The sequence below is a fragment of the Kribbella sp. NPDC104740 genome, assembly GCF_055583505.1.
In genome coordinates this window covers 122877-141837 of record NZ_JBVJNV010000012.1, presented here as the reverse complement: position 1 = coordinate 141837, position 18961 = coordinate 122877, and the positions used below count along the sequence as shown (strand labels likewise).

Here is an 18961-nt window from a genome sequence, read left to right as displayed (position 1 = left end):
GATGTGACAACTACCACACCCGCAGAGTCAGTGCCGCACATGCCGGTCAGCGTAGCCCGCGGTGATGTGGGAACAATGGGGCCCATGCTGCAGCCGCCGCGGGAGGTGACTCCCTACACCGAGCTGGATCGGGCCGCCTGGGCGCAACTGGCCGAGACCACCGAGTCACCGCTGACCGCCGAGGAGATCGAGCGGTTGCGCGGTCTCGGCGACGAGATCGACATCGACGAGGTCCGCGAGGTCTACCTGCCGCTGTCGCGGATCCTGTCGCTGTACGTCCGGCACGCCCGCGCGCTGCACAACGACACCGAGGCCTTCCTCGGCAACACCGCGTCCGGCCACACCGCGACCCGGACGCCGTTCGTGATCGGCATCGGCGGCTCGGTTGCCGTCGGCAAGTCGACCACCGCCCGCCTGCTCCGCGAACTGCTGGCCCGCTGGCCCGAGCACCCGCGGGTCGCGCTCGTCACCACCGACGGCTTCCTGTGGCCGAACGCCGAGCTGGAACGCCGCGGCCTGATGCTGCGCAAGGGCTTCCCGGAGTCCTACGACCGCAAGGCGCTGCTGCGCTTCGTCGTCGAGGTGAAGTCCGGGATGGACAACGTCGGCGCACCGGTCTACTCGCACCTGCACTACGACCGGCTGGACGGCGTACGGACGACGGTCGAGCAGCCGGACATCCTGCTGCTCGAGGGCCTGAACGTCCTCCAGCCGGCGCCCCGGCACGCGGACGGCAAGAGCGGGCTCGCGGTGAGCGACTTCTTCGACTTCTCCGTGTACGTCGACGCCGCCGCGGACGACATCCGCTCCTGGTACGTGCACCGCTTCCTGAAGCTGTGGGAGACCGCGTTCCGCAACCCGGAGTCGTACTTCGTCCGGTACGGCGAGCTCAGCCGCGCCGAGGCGGTCGCCAAGGCGGAGTCGCTCTGGGACGGCATCAACGGGCCGAACCTGCGCGAGAACATCCTGCCCACGCGCTCCCGCGCGACCTTGGTGCTGCGCAAGGGCGCCGACCACGCCGTCCGCTGGGTCCGGCTCCGCAAGCTGTAGCGCGCTCGCGCTGGGCCGGCTCTAGAGCTGGTCGCGGATGAGTGCGGCGAGGCGGTCGAGCGCGGGCTCGATCTCGTCAGCCCGCACCGAGCTGCACGACAGGCGCAGGGCCTGCACCGGTCGGTCGTAGAAGTGGCTCATCGGCGTCCACAGCACGCCGTACTCCTGGGCTGACTTGGCCAGCAGCGCATCATCGACCGGGAACGGGACGGTGACCACCAGGAAGAACCCGCCGGACGGCACGTTCCAACTGATCTCCCCGCCGGGGAAGCGGCCGGCCAACCCGTCGGTGAGCGCCTTGAGATTGCCCGCGTACGTTGCTCGCTCACGGGTGTTGGCGGCGATCAGGCTGCAGTCGTGATGGAGGAGCTTGCCGCCGATCATCGCCTGGCCGATGGCGGAGGTGTTGACGGTGAGCATGCTCTTGATCTTGGAGAGCTCGTCCGCGAGCAGGCTCGTGCTGCCGTCGGGCTGCGCGACGAGCTGGTCGGCGACGACGTAGCCGACGCGGGCGCCGGGGAGCGCCGTCTTGGCGAAGGATCCGAGATAGATGACGCGGCGGTTGGTATCGAGGGCTTTGAGGGTGGGCAGCCGTTCGACACCTTCGGCGGGGAACAGTCCGTACGGGTTGTCCTCGAGCAGCAACAGGTCCTCGGCGGCCGCGATCTCCAGCAACCGCTGCCGGGTCTCCAGGTCGAGGCTGAGCCCGGACGGGTTGGCGAAGTCGGGCATCACGTAGCACGCCCGTGGCCGGAGTCCCTCGGCCCGAGCGCTTTTGACGACGGCGACCAGGTCCTCCAAGTCGATCCCATCATTGCCTCCAGCAACAGACAGCACTGGCAGGTCGAGCAGTCGCGCCGCACCGGTGATGCCCACGTATGTGGGCGCGACGGCGAGGAGCACATCGGTAGCGTCCTTGCGCAGCGCCCGCAGCGCAAGGACCATCGCCTCCTGACAGCCGACCGTCACCACCAGCGCCTCGGGATCGGCCGTGATGCCCTCGTCGGCGAGCAGGTTGCGCGCGACCAGCCGGTGCACGATGCCCTTCGTCCGCCCGTACTGGAAGACCGTCCGCCGCACCGCCGCCTCGTCGCACCCGAGCTCGTCGCGCAGGTACGCGCAGAACGTGTCGAGGTAGGAGTGCAGGTCCTCGACCGCGTAGAACTCCTCCGCGGGCCGGCCGGCGGCGAGCGAGATCGCGTCCGGGTAGTGCTGGGCAACCTCGTTGAGGAAGTTCATCGAGTTCAGCGCGCGGTCGGTGAGCGCACCGTGCAGGTCGGTCAGGTCGAGGTCAGCCATCGTTCCTCCAGCTCAGTTCCTTGACGGCCTGCAGGTCCGCGCAGCCGGCCAGCAGCATCGCGTCGGTCAGCTCGCGGCGCAGCAGGCCGAAGGCTTCGTCACAGGCGTCCACGGCGAGTGCCCACAGCAACGGTCTCCCGATCAGCACTCCACTCGCACCCACCGCAAGTGCTTTCAGTACGTCGGTCCCGCTGCGGATCCCGCTGTCGAGCAGCACCTCGATGTCGTTGCCCACGACATCGACCAGCGCGTCGATCGAGGCGACGGCGCCGTCGAGCTGACGGCCGCCGTGGTTGGACACGACCACGGCCGCGGCGCCGATCGCGGCTGCTCGTCGGGCGTCGCGCGGGTCGAGGATTCCTTTCACCACCAGGGGAAGGTCGCATCTCGACCGCAACCACTCCAGGTCCGCCCAGGAGACCGTCGGCGCGAACGCCGACGCTGTGTGCGCCGCCACCGCGGAGAGCCCCGGCACGGCGACATGCGCCTCCCGAGTCGTCTCCAGGTTCGCCGCGACGATCCCCTCCGGCAGCGCGAACGCGTTGCGTACGTCGCGCAGCCGGCGCCCCATCACCGGCACGTCCACGGTCACCACCAACGCCGAGCACCCCGCGGCGACAGCCCGCTCGACCAGCGACTCGACGACCCCGCGGTCGCGCAGCCAGTACAGCTGGAACCAGCAGTCGCCCGGGATCTTCTCCAACGGCACGCTGCTCAACGTCGAGATCACGTACGGCACCCCCGCCACGGCTGCGGCCCGCGCCAACTCCAGCTCGCCTTCGGGATGCACCAACCGCTGGTAAGCCATCGGAGCCACGGCAACAGGCAACGAAGTTGAAGACCCGACAAGCACACCAGAAGGATCAGCAGTCTCGACCCCAGCCATCACCCGAGGCACCACCTGTACGCGATCAAGCGCCCGCCGATTGGAACGCAACGTCAGCTCGTCCCCGCTCCCACCGGCGATGAAGTCCGCAACACCCAGTGGCAACCGATCAACTGCCAACACTTCGTAGTCCCGCAGCGCATCAGCCATCACTGAAGGTCTTCCGCAACCACTCCGCCGCCTCCGCGATCGCGCGCTTCCCACCGTCCAGCGCCCCCGACATCGCGAAGAACCCGTGCACCATCCCGTCGTACCGCGACAAGGTCGTCGGCACCCCGGCGGCGTACAGCTTCTCCGCGTAGAACTCGCCCTCGTCGCGCAGCGGGTCGTACTCGGCGGTGATCACCAGCGCGGGTGGGAGCCCGGCGTGCGACGGTGCGAGCATCGGCGAGGCCAACGGGTCAGCGCCCTGAGAAGGGTCCGACAGGTAGTGCTGCCAGTACCAGTTCACCGACGTGCGATTGAACAGGTACGGGTCGTCGCCCGCGCGCATCGACGCGGTGTCGGAGCCGTACAAGGTGTTCGGGTAGACCAGCAACTGGCCGGCCAGCGCAGGTCCGTTGTCGCGGGCAAGCAATGTCACCGCGGCCGCGAGGTTGCCTCCGGCACTGTCCCCGCCGACCGCCACCGAACCGACGAGCGTCGCCTCGGCGATCCACAGGGTCGCCCGGTGACAGTCCCGGACCGCCGTCGGGAACGGATGCTCCGGTGCCAGGCGGTACCCCACGGTGATCACCTGGCACCCAGCGGCGTTCACCAGCCGCCGGCAGATCCCGTCCGCCGTCTCGATGCTGCCGAGCGTCCACCCGCCGCCGAAGAAGTACACGAGCGTCGGCATCGGTCCTTCGCCGGCCGGGCGGTAGATCCGCAGCGGCAGCCCCAGCGAGTCGACGAACACGTCCTCGACCGAGTGCACCGGCTCGACCTCACCGCCGACCGCCTGGATCGACGCGAGATCGGCGGCGCGCGCCTCGGCGAGGGTCTGCGTGTACAGCTGCGGTACGTCGTCGGCCGCGCGCTGCGCCCGCATCGCCTCGACCTGGGGATCAAGGGGCATCTCAGACCTCCACTGGCATCGACTCGTAGCCACGCAGGAACTGCTGGGGGTAGCGCACCGCCGGCCGCGCCTTCCGCAGACCCGGGAAACGCTGCAGCAGCAGGGGGAATGCCAGCCGGGCTTCCGCTCGGGCCAGCGAGGCCCCGAGGCAGTAGTGCGGGCCGGCACCGAAGCTCAACGGCCGTGCTCCGACCGAAGCAGCCCGTCGCTCAGCCGTACAGGTCCGCGAGTCCGGCGCGAACCGGCACGGATCGAACCGCTCCGGATCCGCGAAGCTCGCCGGGTCCCGGTTGGCCGCCCCGAGCACGATCAGCACGACCTCCTTCGGCGGCACCGTCACCCCGGCGACCTCGATCACGTCGTCGGCGTACCGGGCCACGAACTGCACCGGCGCCTCGTACCGCAGCACCTCCTCGACGAACGGCTCCGCCGGGCACGACCGCAGCTCGGGCCGGTCGAGCAGCAGCGACATCCCGTTGCCCAGCAGGTGGATCGTCGTCACGAAGCTGGCGTTGAAGAGCACCAGCAGGTTGCACACCAGCTCCTCGTCCGAGACGTCGTGATCGGCCGCGACCAGCCGGCTGATCAGGTCGTCGGCCGGTTCAGCACGCCGTACGGCGATCAACCGCCGGTAGTAGTCGCTCAGCTCCACCGTCGCCTCGTCGGCGCGGGCCAGCACCTCCGCGGTCTTGCCCGTCACGTCCAGGAACTCGTTGATCCGCTGCACCCGCGGCCGGAACCACTCCAGGTCCCCGGCCGGAATGCCGAGCAGCGCCGCGACCACGCTGCTGGGCAGCAGGTAGGCGAACTCCGCCATGAAGTCCGCCTCCCCGTCCTTCGCCAGCCGCGCCGCCAGACCGTCCATCAGCGCCTCGATCTGGCCGGTCATCGCCGGCTCCAGCTCCTGCACCCGGCGCGGGGTGAAGACCTGCTGGAACAGCTTCCGCGCCCGCGTGTGCTGGTCGCCGTTGCTGTACATCATCGAGTTGTTGAGCGCGGCGAGCACCGGGTGCCCGCGCCACGCGGACCCACCGTGCGAGTCGCTGAACGCGTCGTCGGTGACCCGGATCCGCGGGTCGCGCAGCACCTGGTTCACCGCGTCGTACCCGGTGACCACCGCCGCGTAGGGGCTGGTGCCCCCGATGAGGGACACCGGACCGTGCCGGCGCAGTTCGGTGTAGTACCGGTAGGGGTCCTCGAGACCTTCTGCGCTGAACAGTCCTTGCAGCACCTGGGCGGCGGTGGTCATCTCAACTCACCGGACCAGCTGCAGGGGGATCGAGTTCGCCATCGCCTGGTAGCCGGCGTCGTTCATGTGGATGTGGTCGCCGGAGTCGAAGGCGGCGTTCAGCTTGGTCGGGGCCGCGGGGTCGCGGACCACCTTGTCGAAGTCGATCACCCCGTCGAAGGTGTGCGAGTTGCGCAGCCAGGAGTTCACCGCCTGCCGGTTCGCCTCCTTCTCCGCCGTCCAGCCGCCGGGCGTGGTGAAGCCCTCGTACGGCGTGATGGTGGCCCCGAGGCTGCGGATCCCGCGCTCCTTCAGCTGCGCGTTGATCTGCTGCAGCGACGCGATGATCTGCTCGGACGAGACGCCGTCCATCCACAGGTCGTTGATCCCCAGGTGGGTGATCACCGTCTTCGGCCTGGTCTGGGCCAGCACGTCCTCGTTCAGCCGGGCCAGCGCGTTCAGGCCGAGCTGCTCGAACCCGGGGGTGCCCAGGATCGGGTCGGTGCCGTCGCGGGTCAGCCGGTTGCCGGACAGGCCGACGTTCAGGACACCGGCGTTGCCGCGGCGGTGGTCGGCGGCCAGCCGCTCGGCGAGCTGGTCGGACCAGCGGTTGTTGGCGTTCGCCGTACTGCCGACGCCTTCGGCGATCGAGTCACCGAGCACGACGACCGCGCCGTCGGCCTCGTCGGTCTGCACGTCGACCCCGGCCAGGAACGTCCAGCAGCACGCCCGGGTCGTCGTGTACGCCGTACCGCCGGTCTCGTCGGTCAGGTTGCCCGGGCCGTAGTAGTTCTCCTGGAACGTCTGCGCGTGCCAGGTGGTCGGGCCGGTCGCGGTCGGGTAGTAGACGCTGATCACCAGCGTCGCCAGGTCCGGGATCCGCAGGTTGACCGGGTCGCTGAGCAGCTCGGCGCCCTTGTTGATCGTGGCGGTTGACTTGCCGCCGAAGGTCAGCGTGCGCTTCGAGGCCGGGTCGAGGTCGGACATCGCCGGGGTGGCGGCGTTCGCCCTGGCCACCGTCGCGGCGCCGATCTGGACCGGCCGATCGCCGTAGATGTTGGTCAGCCGGATCCGGATCTTGTCCCCGCCGACCGACGGGCGGACGACGTACCGGGCGCTCTGGTCGGTCAGGCCGGTGGCGCTGAAGCCGGCGGTCTCGGGCTTGGTGATGCCGGCCGACCAGCTGCCGACCCACGACGACTTGCTCCCCTGGTGGCCGGACGACGACGCGTTGGTGCTCTGGGCCTCGGAGCCCGTGAACACCAGCGCCGACCCGGCGAGCGAGACGGCCGCGGCGACCGCGGCCGATCGGACGGTACTGGAAATGCGCATTGGAACAACCCCCCATTGGGTTGAAGCGCGCGCGGGCAAGAAATACCCGGCGCGAGTGGCGGTGTCCGAAACCTAGTTCCGGAAACTCAGCGCGTCAACGGAGACTTTTAATCGCCCACTTGAATTCACCCGAAACCTGGTCGCCGGGTAATTCCGGACGTACGATCCTGCCCGGATCGAGAAGGGTGGGGTGCCATGTCGGTCGATCTCGTGGTGGGCGAAAACCTGGAGCATTCCGATTCGTACGTGGTGACCGCGCTCGGCCTGTTCGCGAGCTACGGCGACCGGCCGGCGATCGTGGCCGGCGACCGCCGGCTGAGCTACGCCGAGCTGCGCGCCCAGGTGCTCGACCTGGCGGCGACGCTGCAGGAGCGCGGCATCGGTGCAGGCACCGGCGTACTCGTGCTGGCCGGGAACACGCTCGAGCTGCCGGCGCTCCAGCTGGCGCTGCACCTGGTCGGTGCGCGCAGCATGTGGATCGCGCCGATCGCCGGGCGGCGTGAGATCGAGGCGTTCGCGCGGCTGTCCCAGCCGGACGTGTTCGTGTACGACGCGACCACCAAGGCGGTGCTGGGCGAGCGGCTGGCCGTTCAGCTCGGCGTACCGGTGCACTGCCTGGGCCCTGGTGGGCTCGGGCCGGACCTGCTGCGGCCGCCGTCCGGGAGCTTCACCGCCGAGTACGACGACGCCGAGCCGGCCACCTGCCTGCAGACCAGCGGCACCACCGGCGAGCCGAAGCTGGTGCACCACCGGCAGGCGTTCTACGAGCAGATCCTGACCCTGGCCGCCGACTACCTGGCCGCCGGGTTGCCGGTGCTGCGGCACCTGTCGCACTCGCCGATGGCGTTCGCGAGCGGCCAGATCACCAGCTTCTTCAACCTGTTCCAGGGCGGCGTGCTGTACGTCGAGGACCAGTGGGACGCCGGGCGCGCGCTGGCGACGATCGAGCGGGAGCGGATCAACTCGACGTACGTGTCGCCGCCGCTGCTCTACCAGCTGCTGGACCACCCGGACCTGGCCACGACCGACGTGAGCAGCATGTTCATGCTCAACGTCGGCGCCGGGCCGGCCGCGCCGTCGCGGCTGCGGCAGGCGATCGCGCGGTTCGGGCCGGTGCTGCGGATCGTGTACGGGCTGAGCGAGGTCATCGTGGTCACGGCGCAGCCGGGGCTGACCGAGGACCCGGAGCATCCGGAGCGGCTGCGGTCGTCGGGTACGCCGTACGGCGATGTGCAGGTGGAGATCCGAGACGCTGCCGGGCAGGTGCTCGCCGCGGGTGAGACCGGGGAGATCTACGCGACCAGCAAGCTCCGCTTCGCGGGGTACTGGGGGCGGCCGGACCTGACCGAACGAGCGATCGTCGACGGGTGGGTGCGGACCGGCGACCTGGGCTACCTGGACGCCGACGGGTACCTGTACGTCGTCGACCGCGTGCAGGACACGATCGTCACCGGCGCGAGCAACTGGAACGTGTACTGCCGCCCGATCGAGGACCTGCTGGCGGCGCAGCCGGGGGTGCGGGCGGCGGCGGTGATCGGGGTGCCGGACGCGGAGTTCGGGGAGGTCCCGCACGCCTACGTCGTCGCGTACGCCGGGGCTGTCGTGGACGAGGCCGAGCTGCAGGAAGTCGTCCGCGGCGAGTTCAACGACATGTGGGTGCCGAGGGCGATCGAGCTGCTCGACGAGCTGCCGCTGACGTCGGCCCACAAGGTCGACAAGGTCGCGCTGCGCGCCCGGCGTACGCCATGAGCGAGCCCGGCCGGCGCTCGCTGCGGCCGTCGCCCCGGAGCGCTCTGATCAGCCTGTTCACCGCGGACATCCTGTCGGCGCTGGGCACCCGGGTGTCGGCGGTCGCGATCCCCTGGCTGGTGCTGACCTCGACCGGCAGCGCCGCGAAGATGGGCGTGATCGCCGCCTGCGAGATGCTCCCGTACGCGCTCACCGGCGTCCTCGCCGCGCCCGTCGCCGACCGCCTCGGCCACCGCCGGACGTCGATCATCGCCGACACCGGCAGTGCGCTGGCGCTGATCGCGATCATCGTCTTCCCCGGCACGTCGTTCCTCGAGCTCGCACTCCTGGTCGCCGTCGGCGGCTCGCTGCGCGGCATCGGGGATCGCGTGAAGCACGTGATGCTCCGCCCGCTCGCCGAGCAGTGCGACGTCTCGATGCTGCGCATCACCAGCCTGTACGAGGGCCTCAGCCGAGCCTCGACGCTGGTCGGAGCACCCCTCGGCGGGCTCCTCATCGCCTGGCTGGGCACCCACGGCGCTCTCTGGGCCGACGCGTTCACGTTCGCGGCCTGTGCCGCGATCGTCGCGACGATGGTCCACCTTCCTGCAGAGACCACTCCTCAGGACAAGACCCCGACGGAGCCCTACTGGACGGCCCTCCGGGGCGGGTTCACCTTCCTGCGCGGCGACCGGGTGCTGATCGGCATGATGCTGATGACCTTCGCGATCAACGTCTTCGGCCAGGCCAGCGCGACCGTCTACACGCCGCTCTGGGTCGAGGAAGTGGTCGGCACCCCGGTCGTCCTCGGCCTGCTCTTCGGCGGCTTCGCGGGCGGCGCGCTCCTCGGCAACGTCATCTTCACCGTGTACGCCGACCGCATCCCGCCGTACCGCGCCTTCGTCATCGGCGCGCTCATCGGCGGCGCCCCACGCCTGCTGACGATGGGCCTGTCGGACACCGTCTGGCTCGTCGTCTCGGTCAGCTTCCTCTGCGGGATCGCCAACGCGTCCCTCAACCCGGTCATCGGCGCCACCCTCTTCGAGCGGGTCCCGGCCGCGCTGCAGACGCGCGTGTTCGGCGTGATCGGCGCGCTGACCTTCGCCGGGATCCCCGTGGGCAGCCTGCTCGGTGGCTGGAGCGCCTCGGCGCTCGGCCTGCGGCCGGCCCTCCTGTTCTCCGGCGGCCTTTTCCTGCTCGCCACCCTGATCCCCGTCGTCCAGCTGTACCGCCGCCCCGACTCCAGCCCGCAGTTCGGGGCCGCCAAGACCCAGGAGCCCGCTTGACCGACCACAGGCTGACCGAGGACACCGACCCCTACTGCCTCAAGCCCGGTGAGAGCGCCGAGCTGCTCGCCGACCACCCGTGGCGCCGCTTCGTCGTACTGGGTGACAGCGTCGCCGAGGGCCTCTGCGAGCCGCTCGACGGCTACAGCAAGCTCCAGTGGGCCGACCGCCTGGCCGCCGAGCTCACCGCCGCGGCGCCGCAACTGGAGTACCTCAACCTCGGCGTCAGCGGCCTCCGCGCCCACGAGATCCACCAGACCCAGCTGGCCCAGGCACTCGCCTTCCAGCCCGACCTGGCCCTCGTCGTCGGCGGTGGCAACGACGCCTTCAGCGCCCGGTACGACGCCGACCGCGTCGACCGCGAGCTGAGCGCGATGATCACCGCGCTCCAGGCCGCCGGCGCCGACGTCCTGACGCTCGGCATGTTCGACGTCTCCGCGAGCCCCGCGATCCAGGGCTGGCTCCGCCCCGGCCTGCACCAGCGCATGCGCGAGCTGTCCGAGCGCACCCGAAAACTGGCGACAGAGCACGGCACGATCCACGTGCACCTGACCACGCACCCGTTGTCGACGGACCCCGGGTTGTATTCGCCGGACGGACGGCACGGAAATGCGCGCAGTGATGCAGTCGCCGCCGCCGAGACAATTCGGAAATTGGGCAGGCTGCAGCGACTGAGAAACAAAAACTCAAATTCACTCCAGAGAGGACATTGAAATGTCATCCCTCGGACTGCTCGAATTCTGGGCGATGACCGATCTGGTCACCCCGATGGCACTACGGACCGTCGCGACTCTTCGCATCGCCGATCAGCTGGCGGCCGAACCAAAAGAACTGAAAGAACTCGCCGTCGCCACCGGCGCCGACCCCGACGCCCTCGGGCGGGTCCTGCGCTACCTGGCCGCCCGCGGCGTCTTCGAGGCCCTCGACGGCGACCGCTTCGCGCTCGGCGAGACGGCCCGCTGGCTGCTCGACGACGACCCCAGCGCCGCCCGGCGCTGGCTGGACCAGGACGGGTACGGCGCCACCATGGACCAGGCCCACCTGGACCTGCTCGGCGTCGTACGGCGTGGTGGCCCGGTCCAGGCCGCCAACAAGACCAGCCTCGACCCGGTCGCCGCGGCGTCGTACGACCAGCTGATGGCCGCCAACACCCGCAACGAGTCCGTCCTGCTGGTCCGGGCGATCGAGTGGAGCCGCTTCGAGCACCTGGTCGACGTCGGCGGCGGCACCGGCGTCCAGCTGGCCGCGATCCTCGCCGCCACTCCCCAGATGCACGGCACGCTGGTCGAGCTGCCGACCAGTGTGGACAGCGCCCGGGAGCGCTTCGAGCAGGCCGGTCTGACCGGCCGCTGCGACATCCTGTCCGGTGACGTGCTCCAGCTGGAGCTGCCGACCGCCGACGCCTTCCTGCTCCGGATGCTGCTGCACTCGTTCGAGGACGACCAGGCTGTCGACGTGCTCTCCCGTTGCCGCCGGGCGCTGCGGCCCGGCGGCTCGGTCTTCGTCGCCGAGGCGGCTGACACCCATCAGGCGGCCTTCACGACGATGGACCTGATCGTGCTGGTGCTCGGACACGGCCGCGAACGCACGCTCGCCCAGTACGACGAACTGGCGGCCGCCGCCGGCCTGCGCCGGACCGGCATCCACACCCCGCCGGCAGGACCCCGCGCGCTCGAGTACACAGCCTGATCACGGTTCGACCAGCAGCGGGCCGGTGACGTGCACGGCCCGCTTCAGGTTGAGGACCTCGCCGTGCTCGTGCGACCCGACCCGCAGGAAGCACCCGGCGGCCTGCCGCCCGAACGTGTACTGCCCGACCGAGTACGGGACGTCGGCCTGCAGCTGCTCACCCGTCTGGACGTTGACGAAGTCCATCGTCAGCCGGTCCGGCCGCACGTAGTCCTGCAGCAGGTACGACCCGGTGCCCGACACAGCCTCCGCCAGCCCGGCCCGCCACTCCTCGACCGGGCACTCGTGCCCGACCAGTACGCCGGAACCGCCGTACTCGTCGGCCGGCTTGAGCACGAGCTCGGCCTGCCGCTCGGTGGCCACCTCCACCAGCTCGGGCGTCATCACCCGGCTCCACGGCACGTGCCGCCGGACCGCCTCCTGGTCGTCGGCCGACAGCAGGTCGAAGTCGTCCCACAGCCAGGCCAGCAGCAGCTTGTTGGCCAGCAGCCAGCCCGCGGACGAGGTGAACAGCTTCGATTGCCCGGACGCGACCGCCGCCTTGAGCGCGGCCTGGCCCGGGTTCTGCGGCATGTCGGTGCAGACGAACAGCCGGAACACCGACTCGACCAGCCGGCCCTGGTTGACCAGCCGGCCCTCGTCGTCGCTCGCCAGCCAGTGCACCGGCGCGACGTCGACGTCGAGCCCGAACGCCCGGCCGCGCTCGATGAACGGGTCGAGCAGCTTGAGGATCGCCGGGATGTTGTCGCTGCCGGGGTACTCGCCCTCGGTCCGCAGCACCATCGTCAGCCGGCTGCCCGGCTCCAGCCCGAGCAGGTCGACGATCGCGCGGTAGCGCTGGTCGACCGGTGACGGCGGCGCGTCGACCGCGAGCAGCGAGTCGAGCCCGTGGGTGCGCCACATCTGCAGGAACCGGGTCGAGACGCCCTCGGTGTCCCAGACGCAGCCGACCTCGCTGCCGATGTTGAACTCGACGAACTTCGGGATCCCGTCGCTGATCAGCACGTCGGGCCGGCCGGACTGCAGCAGGTGCTCGCCGAGCGGCTCGTCGTCGTCCAGGTACTCGATCAGGCCGTCCGGCGTCCCGAGCAGCTTGCGCAGCTCACCGGCGGTCGTGGCCCGGCGCAGCGCGGTCTGCAGGACGAGTCCGAGCAGCCGGTCCATGACGCGGCCGAGTTCGTCGTACCGGGTGCGGTCGATCAGGACCGGGCGCAGCGGCCGCCAGTCCCGGTTGAAGGTGAGGACCCGGTCGAAGACCCGCTTCCAGTCCTCGTTGCCGGCGGCGATCACCTTCTCGCGGGTTGCCGCCGGCACCTTCTCCCAGGCGTCGAACGGCTCGGCCCGCCAGTCGTAGCTCAGGTCCATCGGTTCAGCTCCGTTTCGTCGACGAGCAGCAGACCGCCGGTCAGCGCGCCCTGGGTGAGGTTCACGACGCCACCGGCTCCGGGTGGCGAGAAGCGGGTGAAGACCCCCGCGGGAATCCGGTCGAACAGGTACGTCGAGACGCAGTACGAGACGTCGGCCTCGACTACTTCGCCGGTGGCCGGCTGCAGGAACTGCATGGTGAGCGGGTCGGCCTCGATCAATTCCTGGACGATGTGCGGCCCGGTCGCCGCATCGAGCGCGGCCGCCCAGTCCTCGTCCGAGGTGAGCGGGCCGATGAACACCCCGTGCCCGCCGTAGTCGTCGGTCGGCTTGAGGACCAGCCGCTCCCGGTCGTCGATCGCGCGCTGCCGCAGCTCCGGCCCGTACACCCAGGTCCGCGGGATGTGCGCCCGGATCACCTCGGCGTCCTCCTCCGGCAGGCTGTCCACGTCCTCCCACAGCCAGGCGAAGATCGTCTTGTTGCTGAGCAGCCAGACCGCGCTCGGCAGGTACGTCCGGACCGTCCCGGCGTGATGAGCGGCATGGACGGCGGCCAGCCCCGGACTGTCGTTCACGTACGTCGGGACGTACATCCGCCAGACCGCGTCCAGCGTCAGCTCTCCCGCGACCAGCCGCCCCTGCGCGTCCTGCTCGAGCCACTCGATCGGGTAGACGATCAGGTCGACCCCGAGCTCGCGGCCGCGGTCGGCGAACGGCTGCAGCCGGTTGATCATGTAGTTCGGCCGGTCCGCGCCCGGGTAGCCGCCGCCCGCGGTGAACAGCATCGCGGTCACCTTGCCCGCGCCGACATCGGCCCGGATCGCGTCGAACCGCGCGTCCACCGCCGACGGCGGCGCCGCGGCCTTCAGGTCGCGGAACAGCTGCTCGCCGACGTACACGTCCATCCACCGCTTGATCACGCCGTCGGCGTCCAGCACGCCGCCGAGCGCGCTCTCCACGTTGCACTCGACCATCCGCGGGACGCCGCGTTCCAGCAGCAGGTCGGAGCGGATCGCGTTGATCAGCCGCCCGGTCAGCGGCTCGCTGTCGTCGAGCAGCTGGATCCGGCCCTTGGCCACACCGAGCACCTTGCGCAGCTCGCCCGCCGTCCGGGCCCGGCGCCGGCAGCACTCCAGGACGAGTCGCGACACCTGCTGGGTGACCCGGTTCATCTCCGCGTACGCCGCGTGCGTGGCGACCGGCGACCGGAGCGGGATCCAGTTCTGGTTCTGCAGGGCCACGTCGTCGTAGACCTGCTCCGCGTATTTGTGGCCGTAGGCAAGTAGTTTCGCCCGGACCGGTTCCGGCAGCTCCGGCCACAGCTCGGCCGCCGACGGTCGTGCAGTCATCGCTCCCCCTCCAGTACGGCGTGCACCGCGGCGACCAGGTGGTCCCGGCCGGGTTGCACCGCGCGATCGAGCCCGAGCGCGAACGGCAGCACCGCGCCGTCCGGCCGGGTCACCCGGCGTGGCGGCACGTCGAGCGCGAACCGCTCGGCGGCGATCGCCAGCACCTCGGCGCCGAACCCGTTGGTCCGGTTCGAGTCGTCGACGACCACCAGCCGCCGGGTCTTCGCCACCGACGCGGCCAGCCCGTCGACGTCGAACGGGTAGACCGTCCGCGGGTCGAAGACCTCCACCCGCCCCGGCAGCTCGTCGGCCACCACCAGCGCCTCCTGCACCAAGTGGCCGAGAGCAACGACAGTCACGTCGCTCCCCTCCCGCACCACCTGCCCGGCCCCGAGCCCCACCGCCTTCAAGTCGGCGAACTCGACGTCCTCCCGAATCCCCAAAGCGCCGGCCGGCGCGAAGACCACCACCGGATCGTCATCCCGGATCGCCGACCGCAACAGCCCGTAGGCATCAGCCGGCGACGACGGCACCACCGTCTTCACCCCCACGTGCGCGAACAGGCTGTACGGATGGTCCGAGTGCTGCCCTGCCCACCCGGTCCGCGACCCCGACCCGGTGACGACGTACGTGACCGGGACGCGGCACTGCCCACCGGTCATCAGTGAGAACTTGTGCGCCTGGTTCACGATCTGCTCGAAGACCAGGAACAGCAGCGACGGGATCTGGAACTCGATCACCGGCCGCAGCCCGGCCAGCGCGGCACCGGTGGCGAAGTTCGTGAACGCCTGCTCGGACAGCGGCGTGTCCAGCACCCGCTCGGGACCGAACCGGTCGAACAGCCCGGCGGTCAGGTTCGAGGCCGCCACCCGGACGTCCTCGCCGAGCACGAACACCGACTCGTCGGCGGCCAACTCGTCGCCGAGCGCCCGGTTCAGCGCCTTCAGGTAGGACAGTTTCGGCATCAGGGCCGCACCCCCGCGTACAGGAACTCGAGAGCGGCAGCCGGGTCGGGATGGGCCGAACCCATCGCGAACCCGGCCGCCGCGTCGAGCAGGGCCTCGATCTCGGCCTCCACGGCTGCCCGTTCCCCGGCAGCCAGCCGTGCGCCCTGGATCTCCACTGGGTCCCGCGACCGCCCAGTCGAGAGCTCGTCGGTACTGCGGTAGTTCAGCCTGGTCCGGTGCTCGAACGTGTGGTGCGCGTCGAACCGGTACGTCGTGCACTCCAGGAAGGTCGGGCCGCGCCCGGCCCGGGCCCGGGCGACCGCGGCTGTCGTTGCCGCGAGCACCTTCTCCGGGTCCTGGCCGTCGACGGTGAAGGCCGGCATCCCGAACGCCTGGGCCCGGCCGGTGATGCTGCCCGCGACCGCCGAGGCCACCGGCATCGTGGTGGCGTACCCGTTGTTCTCGCAGACGAAGACCACCGGAACGCGCCACAGCGCGGCCAGGTTGAACGCCTCGAGCAGCATCCCCTCGTTCATCGCGCCGTCGCCGAAGAAGCTCGCCGCGACGACGTCCTGGCCCTGCCGCCGGTACGCCCACGCGGCGCCGGTCGCGATCGACCCGGCGGCGCCGACGATCGCGTTCGCGCCGAGGATGCCGAGGCCGAAGTCGGCCGCGTGCATCGAGCCGCCGCGGCCCCGATTCAGCCCGGTCTCCCGGCCCATCAGCTCGGCCAGCATCCGGGCCGGGTCGGCGCCCTTGGCGAGTACGTGGCCGTGCCCGCGGTGAGTGCTGGTGATCACGTCGTCGGGGCGCAGCGCCGCGCAGACTCCCGCGGCGATCGCCTCCTGCCCGACGTACGGGTGGATGCCGCCGACGATCTCCCCGGACCGGACGAAGTCCATCGCCCGTTCCTCGAAGCGCCGGATCAGCCGTACGGTCCGGTAGAGATCCCTGGCGGTCATGTCAGCCCTTGATCGCCGTGTGGATGGCGTCCCAGAGCCGGGCGCGGGCGGCCAGCGCGGTGTTGATGGTGTCCGCGCACTGGTCCCACTTGGTGTCGTCGTCACCGCACAGGTCGGCGACCATCTGCATCGCCATCGGGGTGTGGAACTCGCCGTCCACCTCGATGTGCCGCTCCAGGTAGTCGACGAACGTGTTCAGCTTCTTCGACCGCTCGTTCACCGCGACCACCTGGGTGAACATGTCCGGGATCAGGTCCTCGCGGCCGAACGCGAACGCCGCCGCCTGGCAGTGCACCGGTGCTTGCTCGATGATCTGCCAGGTCGTCCCGGCGAAGTCGATCGACGCCTGCGGTACGCCGGCCGCGTGCAGCGACTCGACCACCTGCCCGCCCTCGCGGAGCAGCTCGACCAGCCGGTTGATCGCCGTGGTGTCGGCGCCGGCCTCCTCCATGCCGTTCACGTACAGCTCGAAGTGGCTGATGAATCCGCCGTCGAGCTCGTCGGACTCCTCGACCATCACGATGTCGTTGATCAGCCGCCGGCTGCCCGGGTACGCCGTCGGCACCCACGGCACCGTGACACAGGTCAGCTCGCGCTGCAGCGACTTGAGCAGGGACATGAAGTCCCAGACCGCGAAGACGTGGTGCTCCATGAACGTGACCAGCGACTCGTGCGTGTCCAGGCTCCCGTACAGCGGGTGCTGGACGACGATGTCCCGGGCCTCGCCGACGGCCTTCTCCAGCCGTTCGATCCCCGGGTGGGTCTGACCCCAGTCGTAACGTGACATGACGCTGCTCCTTGTTAGCGGTCGGCCCAGAGGGTGGGGCAGAAGTCCGGGTCGGCGTAGTCGGGCCGCCCGTCGGAGGTGCGGCGGACGACGGCGTCGTGGTTGTACGCCGCCAGGGATCCGTCGCTGAGCGGGAACTCGCGGTAGGAGTTGCCGCCGTCCTGCAGGTGCAGGGAGATCGCGCGGCGCGGGCGGTCGCTGACGTTCGCGCCCGAGCCGTGGTAGGTCCGGCAGTGGTGGAAGTTCATGTGCCCGCGCGGGATGGTGATCGGGACCTTGACCACCTCGACACCGTTGTGGGCGGCGTTCTCGGCGAGCATCTCGTCCAGCTCGGAGCGGTCCCGCTCGGCGAAGTGCCGCACCACCGTGTCGTTGGCGCCGATCTCCTGCCACCGGTGGCTGCCGTCGACCATCGTGATCGTGCCCATCTCGGGCGGGCAGTCGTGGAACGGGACGAACGCGGTCAGCATCCGGTCCGAGGACGACGACGACCAGTAGTGCTTGTCGAAGTGCCAGGGCACGATGTTCGACGGCTCACCGGAGATCGGCGGCTTGTAGATCAGCGTCGACTGGAAGATCCGGATCTCGTCGACCTGGGCCAGCCGGGCCGCGACCGCGCCGATCAGCGGCTTGCGCAGGATCTTGGCCAGCCCGTCGTGCTCGTAGTGCACGTAGTCGTTGTGCCGCTGCACGTCACCCTTGGACGGGTCCCAGTAGGCCAGCTTCGGCGGCGCCGTGGGCAGCGTCCGGTCCCGCTCGCCGGCGTAGTACCGCTCGCTGGCGTTGACCAGCTCGTCGGTCTCGTCGTCGGTGAGCAGCTTCTTGGACAGGTACCAGCCGTGCTCGTTGTAGAAGGCGACGTCCTCGTCGGTCGGCAGCAGCGCGACCTCCTCCTCGGACAGCCGGAACTCCAGCGTGCTCATACCTCGACCCCCTGCAGCTCGCGCTCCTTGGCCTCGTAGAGCGCCTTGATGTTGCCGCTGCCGAACGTCATCGCGCCGCGCCGCTCGATGATCTCCAGGAACAGCGTCCGGCGGACGTGCATCGACTCGGTGAAGATCTGCAGCAGCTGGCCCCAGTGGTCGCGATCGACCAGGATGCCGAGCTTCTCCAGGTCCTCGATCGGCGTCTCGACCTCACCGACCCGGTCCGGCAGGGCCCGGTAGTACGTCGACGGCGACGCGAGGAAGTTCACCCCGCGCTCGGCCAGCGTGCCGACGGCCTCGACGATGTCGCTGGTCCGCAGGGCGATGTGCTGGACGCCGGCGCCCGCGTGCCAGGTCAGGAAGTCGTTGATCTGCCCCGGCCGGCGGTTCGGGTCGGGCTCGATCAGCGTGAACGTGACGTGCTTCGACGGGCTCTGCACGACCGTCGACTCCATCCCCTGGCCCGCGACCTCGATGTACTCGTCGAAGATCGGCAGGAACCCGAAGACGTGCTCGTAGAAGTCCACGGTCGGCTTCAGCTGCCCCGACGGCACGCAGATCGCCAGGTGGTCGATCTCGCTGAACAGCTTCTCGTCGGGTCCGTCCGACGGCTCGCTGATCTGGTACGCGCCGGGCAGGAACTCGCGCCGCGGCCCGTGCCGCTCGACCAGCCGGTGGATCACGTCGCCGAAGCCCGCGACCTCCGCGACCACGACGGTGGTCTCCTGCTCGTCGGTGTACGTCGTGGGCTCGGCCACCGACTCGGCGCCGCGGCCCAGCAGCTCGGTGTAGGCGACCGCCGCGTTGTCGACCTCCAGGCCGACGACCGCGACCCCGTCCCCGTGCCGCTGCACGTACTCGGCCGCCGGGTGCTCCGAGGACAGTCCCGAGGTGAGCACGATCTGCACCGCGCTCTCCCGCAGCAGCAGCGACCGCTGCCCGTCGAGCCCGGTCTCCGGCCCCCCGTGACCGTGCACCTGCAGACCGAAGGCGTGCGTCAGGTAGAACGCCGCCTGCTTCGCGTCACCGACGTACAGCTCCACATGGTCGATCCCGTAGATCTCCATCCC

17 protein-coding genes are annotated in these 18961 nt (G+C 70.2%); 5 read left to right on the top strand and 12 right to left on the bottom strand.

The genetic code is table 11. From position 1 onward, the window contains the following. Positions 1-84 precede the first annotated feature (84 nt). Positions 85-1050 (top strand): type I pantothenate kinase, encoded by a 966-nt coding sequence (coaA, locus tag ACZ6Z4_RS38635; RefSeq protein WP_363676983.1) that lies wholly within the window; start codon positions 85-87, stop codon positions 1048-1050. A 21-nt stretch (positions 1051-1071) separates the two neighbouring features. Here the strand turns inward: coaA and ACZ6Z4_RS38630 are convergent, their stop codons facing one another. The 5 genes from ACZ6Z4_RS38630 to ACZ6Z4_RS38610 are packed head-to-tail and all read right to left on the bottom strand — an operon-like array spanning position 1072 to position 6852. Next, positions 1072-2349 (bottom strand): aminotransferase-like domain-containing protein, encoded by a 1278-nt coding sequence (locus ACZ6Z4_RS38630; RefSeq protein ID WP_465577487.1) that lies wholly within the window; start codon positions 2347-2349, stop codon positions 1072-1074. Beyond that, positions 2342-3385, bottom strand: a complete 1044-nt coding sequence (locus tag ACZ6Z4_RS38625; protein ID WP_465577484.1) for an alpha-hydroxy acid oxidase — start codon at positions 3383-3385, stop codon at positions 2342-2344. The genes ACZ6Z4_RS38630 and ACZ6Z4_RS38625 overlap by 8 nt, the downstream gene beginning before the upstream one ends. Beyond that, positions 3378-4292, bottom strand: a complete 915-nt coding sequence (locus ACZ6Z4_RS38620) for an alpha/beta hydrolase (RefSeq protein ID WP_465577481.1) — start codon at positions 4290-4292, stop codon at positions 3378-3380. The genes ACZ6Z4_RS38625 and ACZ6Z4_RS38620 overlap by 8 nt, the downstream gene beginning before the upstream one ends. Before the next feature lies 1 nt (position 4293). After that, the gene (locus ACZ6Z4_RS38615) at positions 4294-5541 is read right to left on the bottom strand and encodes a cytochrome P450 (protein WP_465577478.1); all 1248 of its coding nucleotides are present in this window, start codon (positions 5539-5541) and stop codon (positions 4294-4296) included. A gap of 6 nt (positions 5542-5547) precedes the next feature. After that, the gene (locus ACZ6Z4_RS38610) at positions 5548-6852 is read right to left on the bottom strand and encodes an SGNH/GDSL hydrolase family protein (protein WP_465577475.1); all 1305 of its coding nucleotides are present in this window, start codon (positions 6850-6852) and stop codon (positions 5548-5550) included. Positions 6853-7047: 195 nt separating this feature from the next. On the opposite strand from ACZ6Z4_RS38610, the gene ACZ6Z4_RS38605 reads away from it, so the two are divergent. Genes ACZ6Z4_RS38605 through ACZ6Z4_RS38590 form a run of 4 tightly spaced genes read left to right on the top strand, consistent with a single transcriptional unit; the run spans position 7048 to position 11555 of the window. Then, positions 7048-8601 (top strand): class I adenylate-forming enzyme family protein, encoded by a 1554-nt coding sequence (locus tag ACZ6Z4_RS38605; protein WP_465577472.1) that lies wholly within the window; start codon positions 7048-7050, stop codon positions 8599-8601. After that, positions 8598-9866, top strand: coding sequence for an MFS transporter (locus tag ACZ6Z4_RS38600; RefSeq protein ID WP_465577465.1), 1269 nt, complete (start codon positions 8598-8600; stop codon positions 9864-9866). The genes ACZ6Z4_RS38605 and ACZ6Z4_RS38600 overlap by 4 nt, the downstream gene beginning before the upstream one ends. Then, the gene (locus ACZ6Z4_RS38595; RefSeq protein WP_465577462.1) at positions 9863-10579 is read left to right on the top strand and encodes an SGNH/GDSL hydrolase family protein; all 717 of its coding nucleotides are present in this window, start codon (positions 9863-9865) and stop codon (positions 10577-10579) included. The genes ACZ6Z4_RS38600 and ACZ6Z4_RS38595 overlap by 4 nt, the downstream gene beginning before the upstream one ends. A gap of 1 nt (position 10580) precedes the next feature. After that, complete coding sequence (locus ACZ6Z4_RS38590) at positions 10581-11555, top strand: methyltransferase (protein WP_465577459.1); 975 nt, start codon at positions 10581-10583, stop codon at positions 11553-11555. Here the strand turns inward: ACZ6Z4_RS38590 and ACZ6Z4_RS38585 are convergent, their stop codons facing one another. From ACZ6Z4_RS38585 to hppD, 7 genes are read right to left on the bottom strand one after another with little or no spacing between them, the layout of a single operon-like run. Continuing rightward, positions 11556-12920: a hypothetical protein gene (locus ACZ6Z4_RS38585; RefSeq protein ID WP_465577456.1), complete on the bottom strand. Its 1365-nt coding sequence runs from the start codon at positions 12918-12920 to the stop codon at positions 11556-11558. It abuts the gene before it with no gap. Then, positions 12911-14269, bottom strand: coding sequence for an ATP-grasp domain-containing protein (locus ACZ6Z4_RS38580; protein WP_465577453.1), 1359 nt, complete (start codon positions 14267-14269; stop codon positions 12911-12913). Before ACZ6Z4_RS38580 ends, ACZ6Z4_RS38585 begins: the two co-directional genes overlap by 10 nt. Continuing rightward, positions 14266-15234 carry an alpha-ketoacid dehydrogenase subunit beta gene (locus tag ACZ6Z4_RS38575; protein WP_465577450.1) on the bottom strand — a complete coding sequence of 323 codons (969 nt, stop codon included), beginning with the start codon at positions 15232-15234 and terminating at the stop codon, positions 14266-14268. The genes ACZ6Z4_RS38580 and ACZ6Z4_RS38575 overlap by 4 nt, the downstream gene beginning before the upstream one ends. Next, complete coding sequence (locus ACZ6Z4_RS38570; protein ID WP_465577446.1) at positions 15234-16178, bottom strand: thiamine pyrophosphate-dependent dehydrogenase E1 component subunit alpha; 945 nt, start codon at positions 16176-16178, stop codon at positions 15234-15236. Before ACZ6Z4_RS38570 ends, ACZ6Z4_RS38575 begins: the two co-directional genes overlap by 1 nt. 1 nt (position 16179) lies before the next feature. Further along, entirely contained in the window at positions 16180-16965 is a 786-nt protein-coding gene (locus tag ACZ6Z4_RS38565) for a DUF3050 domain-containing protein (RefSeq protein ID WP_465577440.1), read from the bottom strand. A 14-nt stretch (positions 16966-16979) separates the two neighbouring features. Beyond that, positions 16980-17888, bottom strand: coding sequence for a phytanoyl-CoA dioxygenase family protein (locus ACZ6Z4_RS38560; protein WP_465577437.1), 909 nt, complete (start codon positions 17886-17888; stop codon positions 16980-16982). Continuing rightward, positions 17885-18958, bottom strand: coding sequence for a 4-hydroxyphenylpyruvate dioxygenase (hppD, locus tag ACZ6Z4_RS38555; protein ID WP_465577432.1), 1074 nt, complete (start codon positions 18956-18958; stop codon positions 17885-17887). Before hppD ends, ACZ6Z4_RS38560 begins: the two co-directional genes overlap by 4 nt. Positions 18959-18961: the final 3 nt, after the last annotated feature.

Bases quoted from the DNA above. Each gene is read 5' to 3' on its own strand.
- coaA (WP_363676983.1), top strand. From the start codon at position 85: ATGCTGCAGCCGCCGCGGGAGGTGACTCCCTACACCGAGCTGGATCGG.
- ACZ6Z4_RS38630 (WP_465577487.1), bottom strand. From the start codon at position 2,349: ATGGCTGACCTCGACCTGACCGACCTGCACGGTGCGCTCACCGACCGC.
- ACZ6Z4_RS38625 (WP_465577484.1), bottom strand. From the start codon at position 3,385: ATGGCTGATGCGCTGCGGGACTACGAAGTGTTGGCAGTTGATCGGTTG.
- ACZ6Z4_RS38620 (WP_465577481.1), bottom strand. From the start codon at position 4,292: ATGCCCCTTGATCCCCAGGTCGAGGCGATGCGGGCGCAGCGCGCGGCC.
- ACZ6Z4_RS38615 (WP_465577478.1), bottom strand. From the start codon at position 5,541: ATGACCACCGCCGCCCAGGTGCTGCAAGGACTGTTCAGCGCAGAAGGT.
- ACZ6Z4_RS38610 (WP_465577475.1), bottom strand. From the start codon at position 6,852: ATGCGCATTTCCAGTACCGTCCGATCGGCCGCGGTCGCCGCGGCCGTC.
- ACZ6Z4_RS38605 (WP_465577472.1), top strand. From the start codon at position 7,048: ATGTCGGTCGATCTCGTGGTGGGCGAAAACCTGGAGCATTCCGATTCG.
- ACZ6Z4_RS38600 (WP_465577465.1), top strand. From the start codon at position 8,598: ATGAGCGAGCCCGGCCGGCGCTCGCTGCGGCCGTCGCCCCGGAGCGCT.
- ACZ6Z4_RS38590 (WP_465577459.1), top strand. From the start codon at position 10,581: ATGTCATCCCTCGGACTGCTCGAATTCTGGGCGATGACCGATCTGGTC.
- ACZ6Z4_RS38585 (WP_465577456.1), bottom strand. From the start codon at position 12,920: ATGGACCTGAGCTACGACTGGCGGGCCGAGCCGTTCGACGCCTGGGAG.
- ACZ6Z4_RS38580 (WP_465577453.1), bottom strand. From the start codon at position 14,269: ATGACTGCACGACCGTCGGCGGCCGAGCTGTGGCCGGAGCTGCCGGAA.
- ACZ6Z4_RS38575 (WP_465577450.1), bottom strand. From the start codon at position 15,234: ATGCCGAAACTGTCCTACCTGAAGGCGCTGAACCGGGCGCTCGGCGAC.
- ACZ6Z4_RS38570 (WP_465577446.1), bottom strand. From the start codon at position 16,178: ATGACCGCCAGGGATCTCTACCGGACCGTACGGCTGATCCGGCGCTTC.
- ACZ6Z4_RS38565 (WP_465577440.1), bottom strand. From the start codon at position 16,965: ATGTCACGTTACGACTGGGGTCAGACCCACCCGGGGATCGAACGGCTG.
- ACZ6Z4_RS38560 (WP_465577437.1), bottom strand. From the start codon at position 17,888: ATGAGCACGCTGGAGTTCCGGCTGTCCGAGGAGGAGGTCGCGCTGCTG.
- hppD (WP_465577432.1), bottom strand. From the start codon at position 18,958: ATGGAGATCTACGGGATCGACCATGTGGAGCTGTACGTCGGTGACGCG.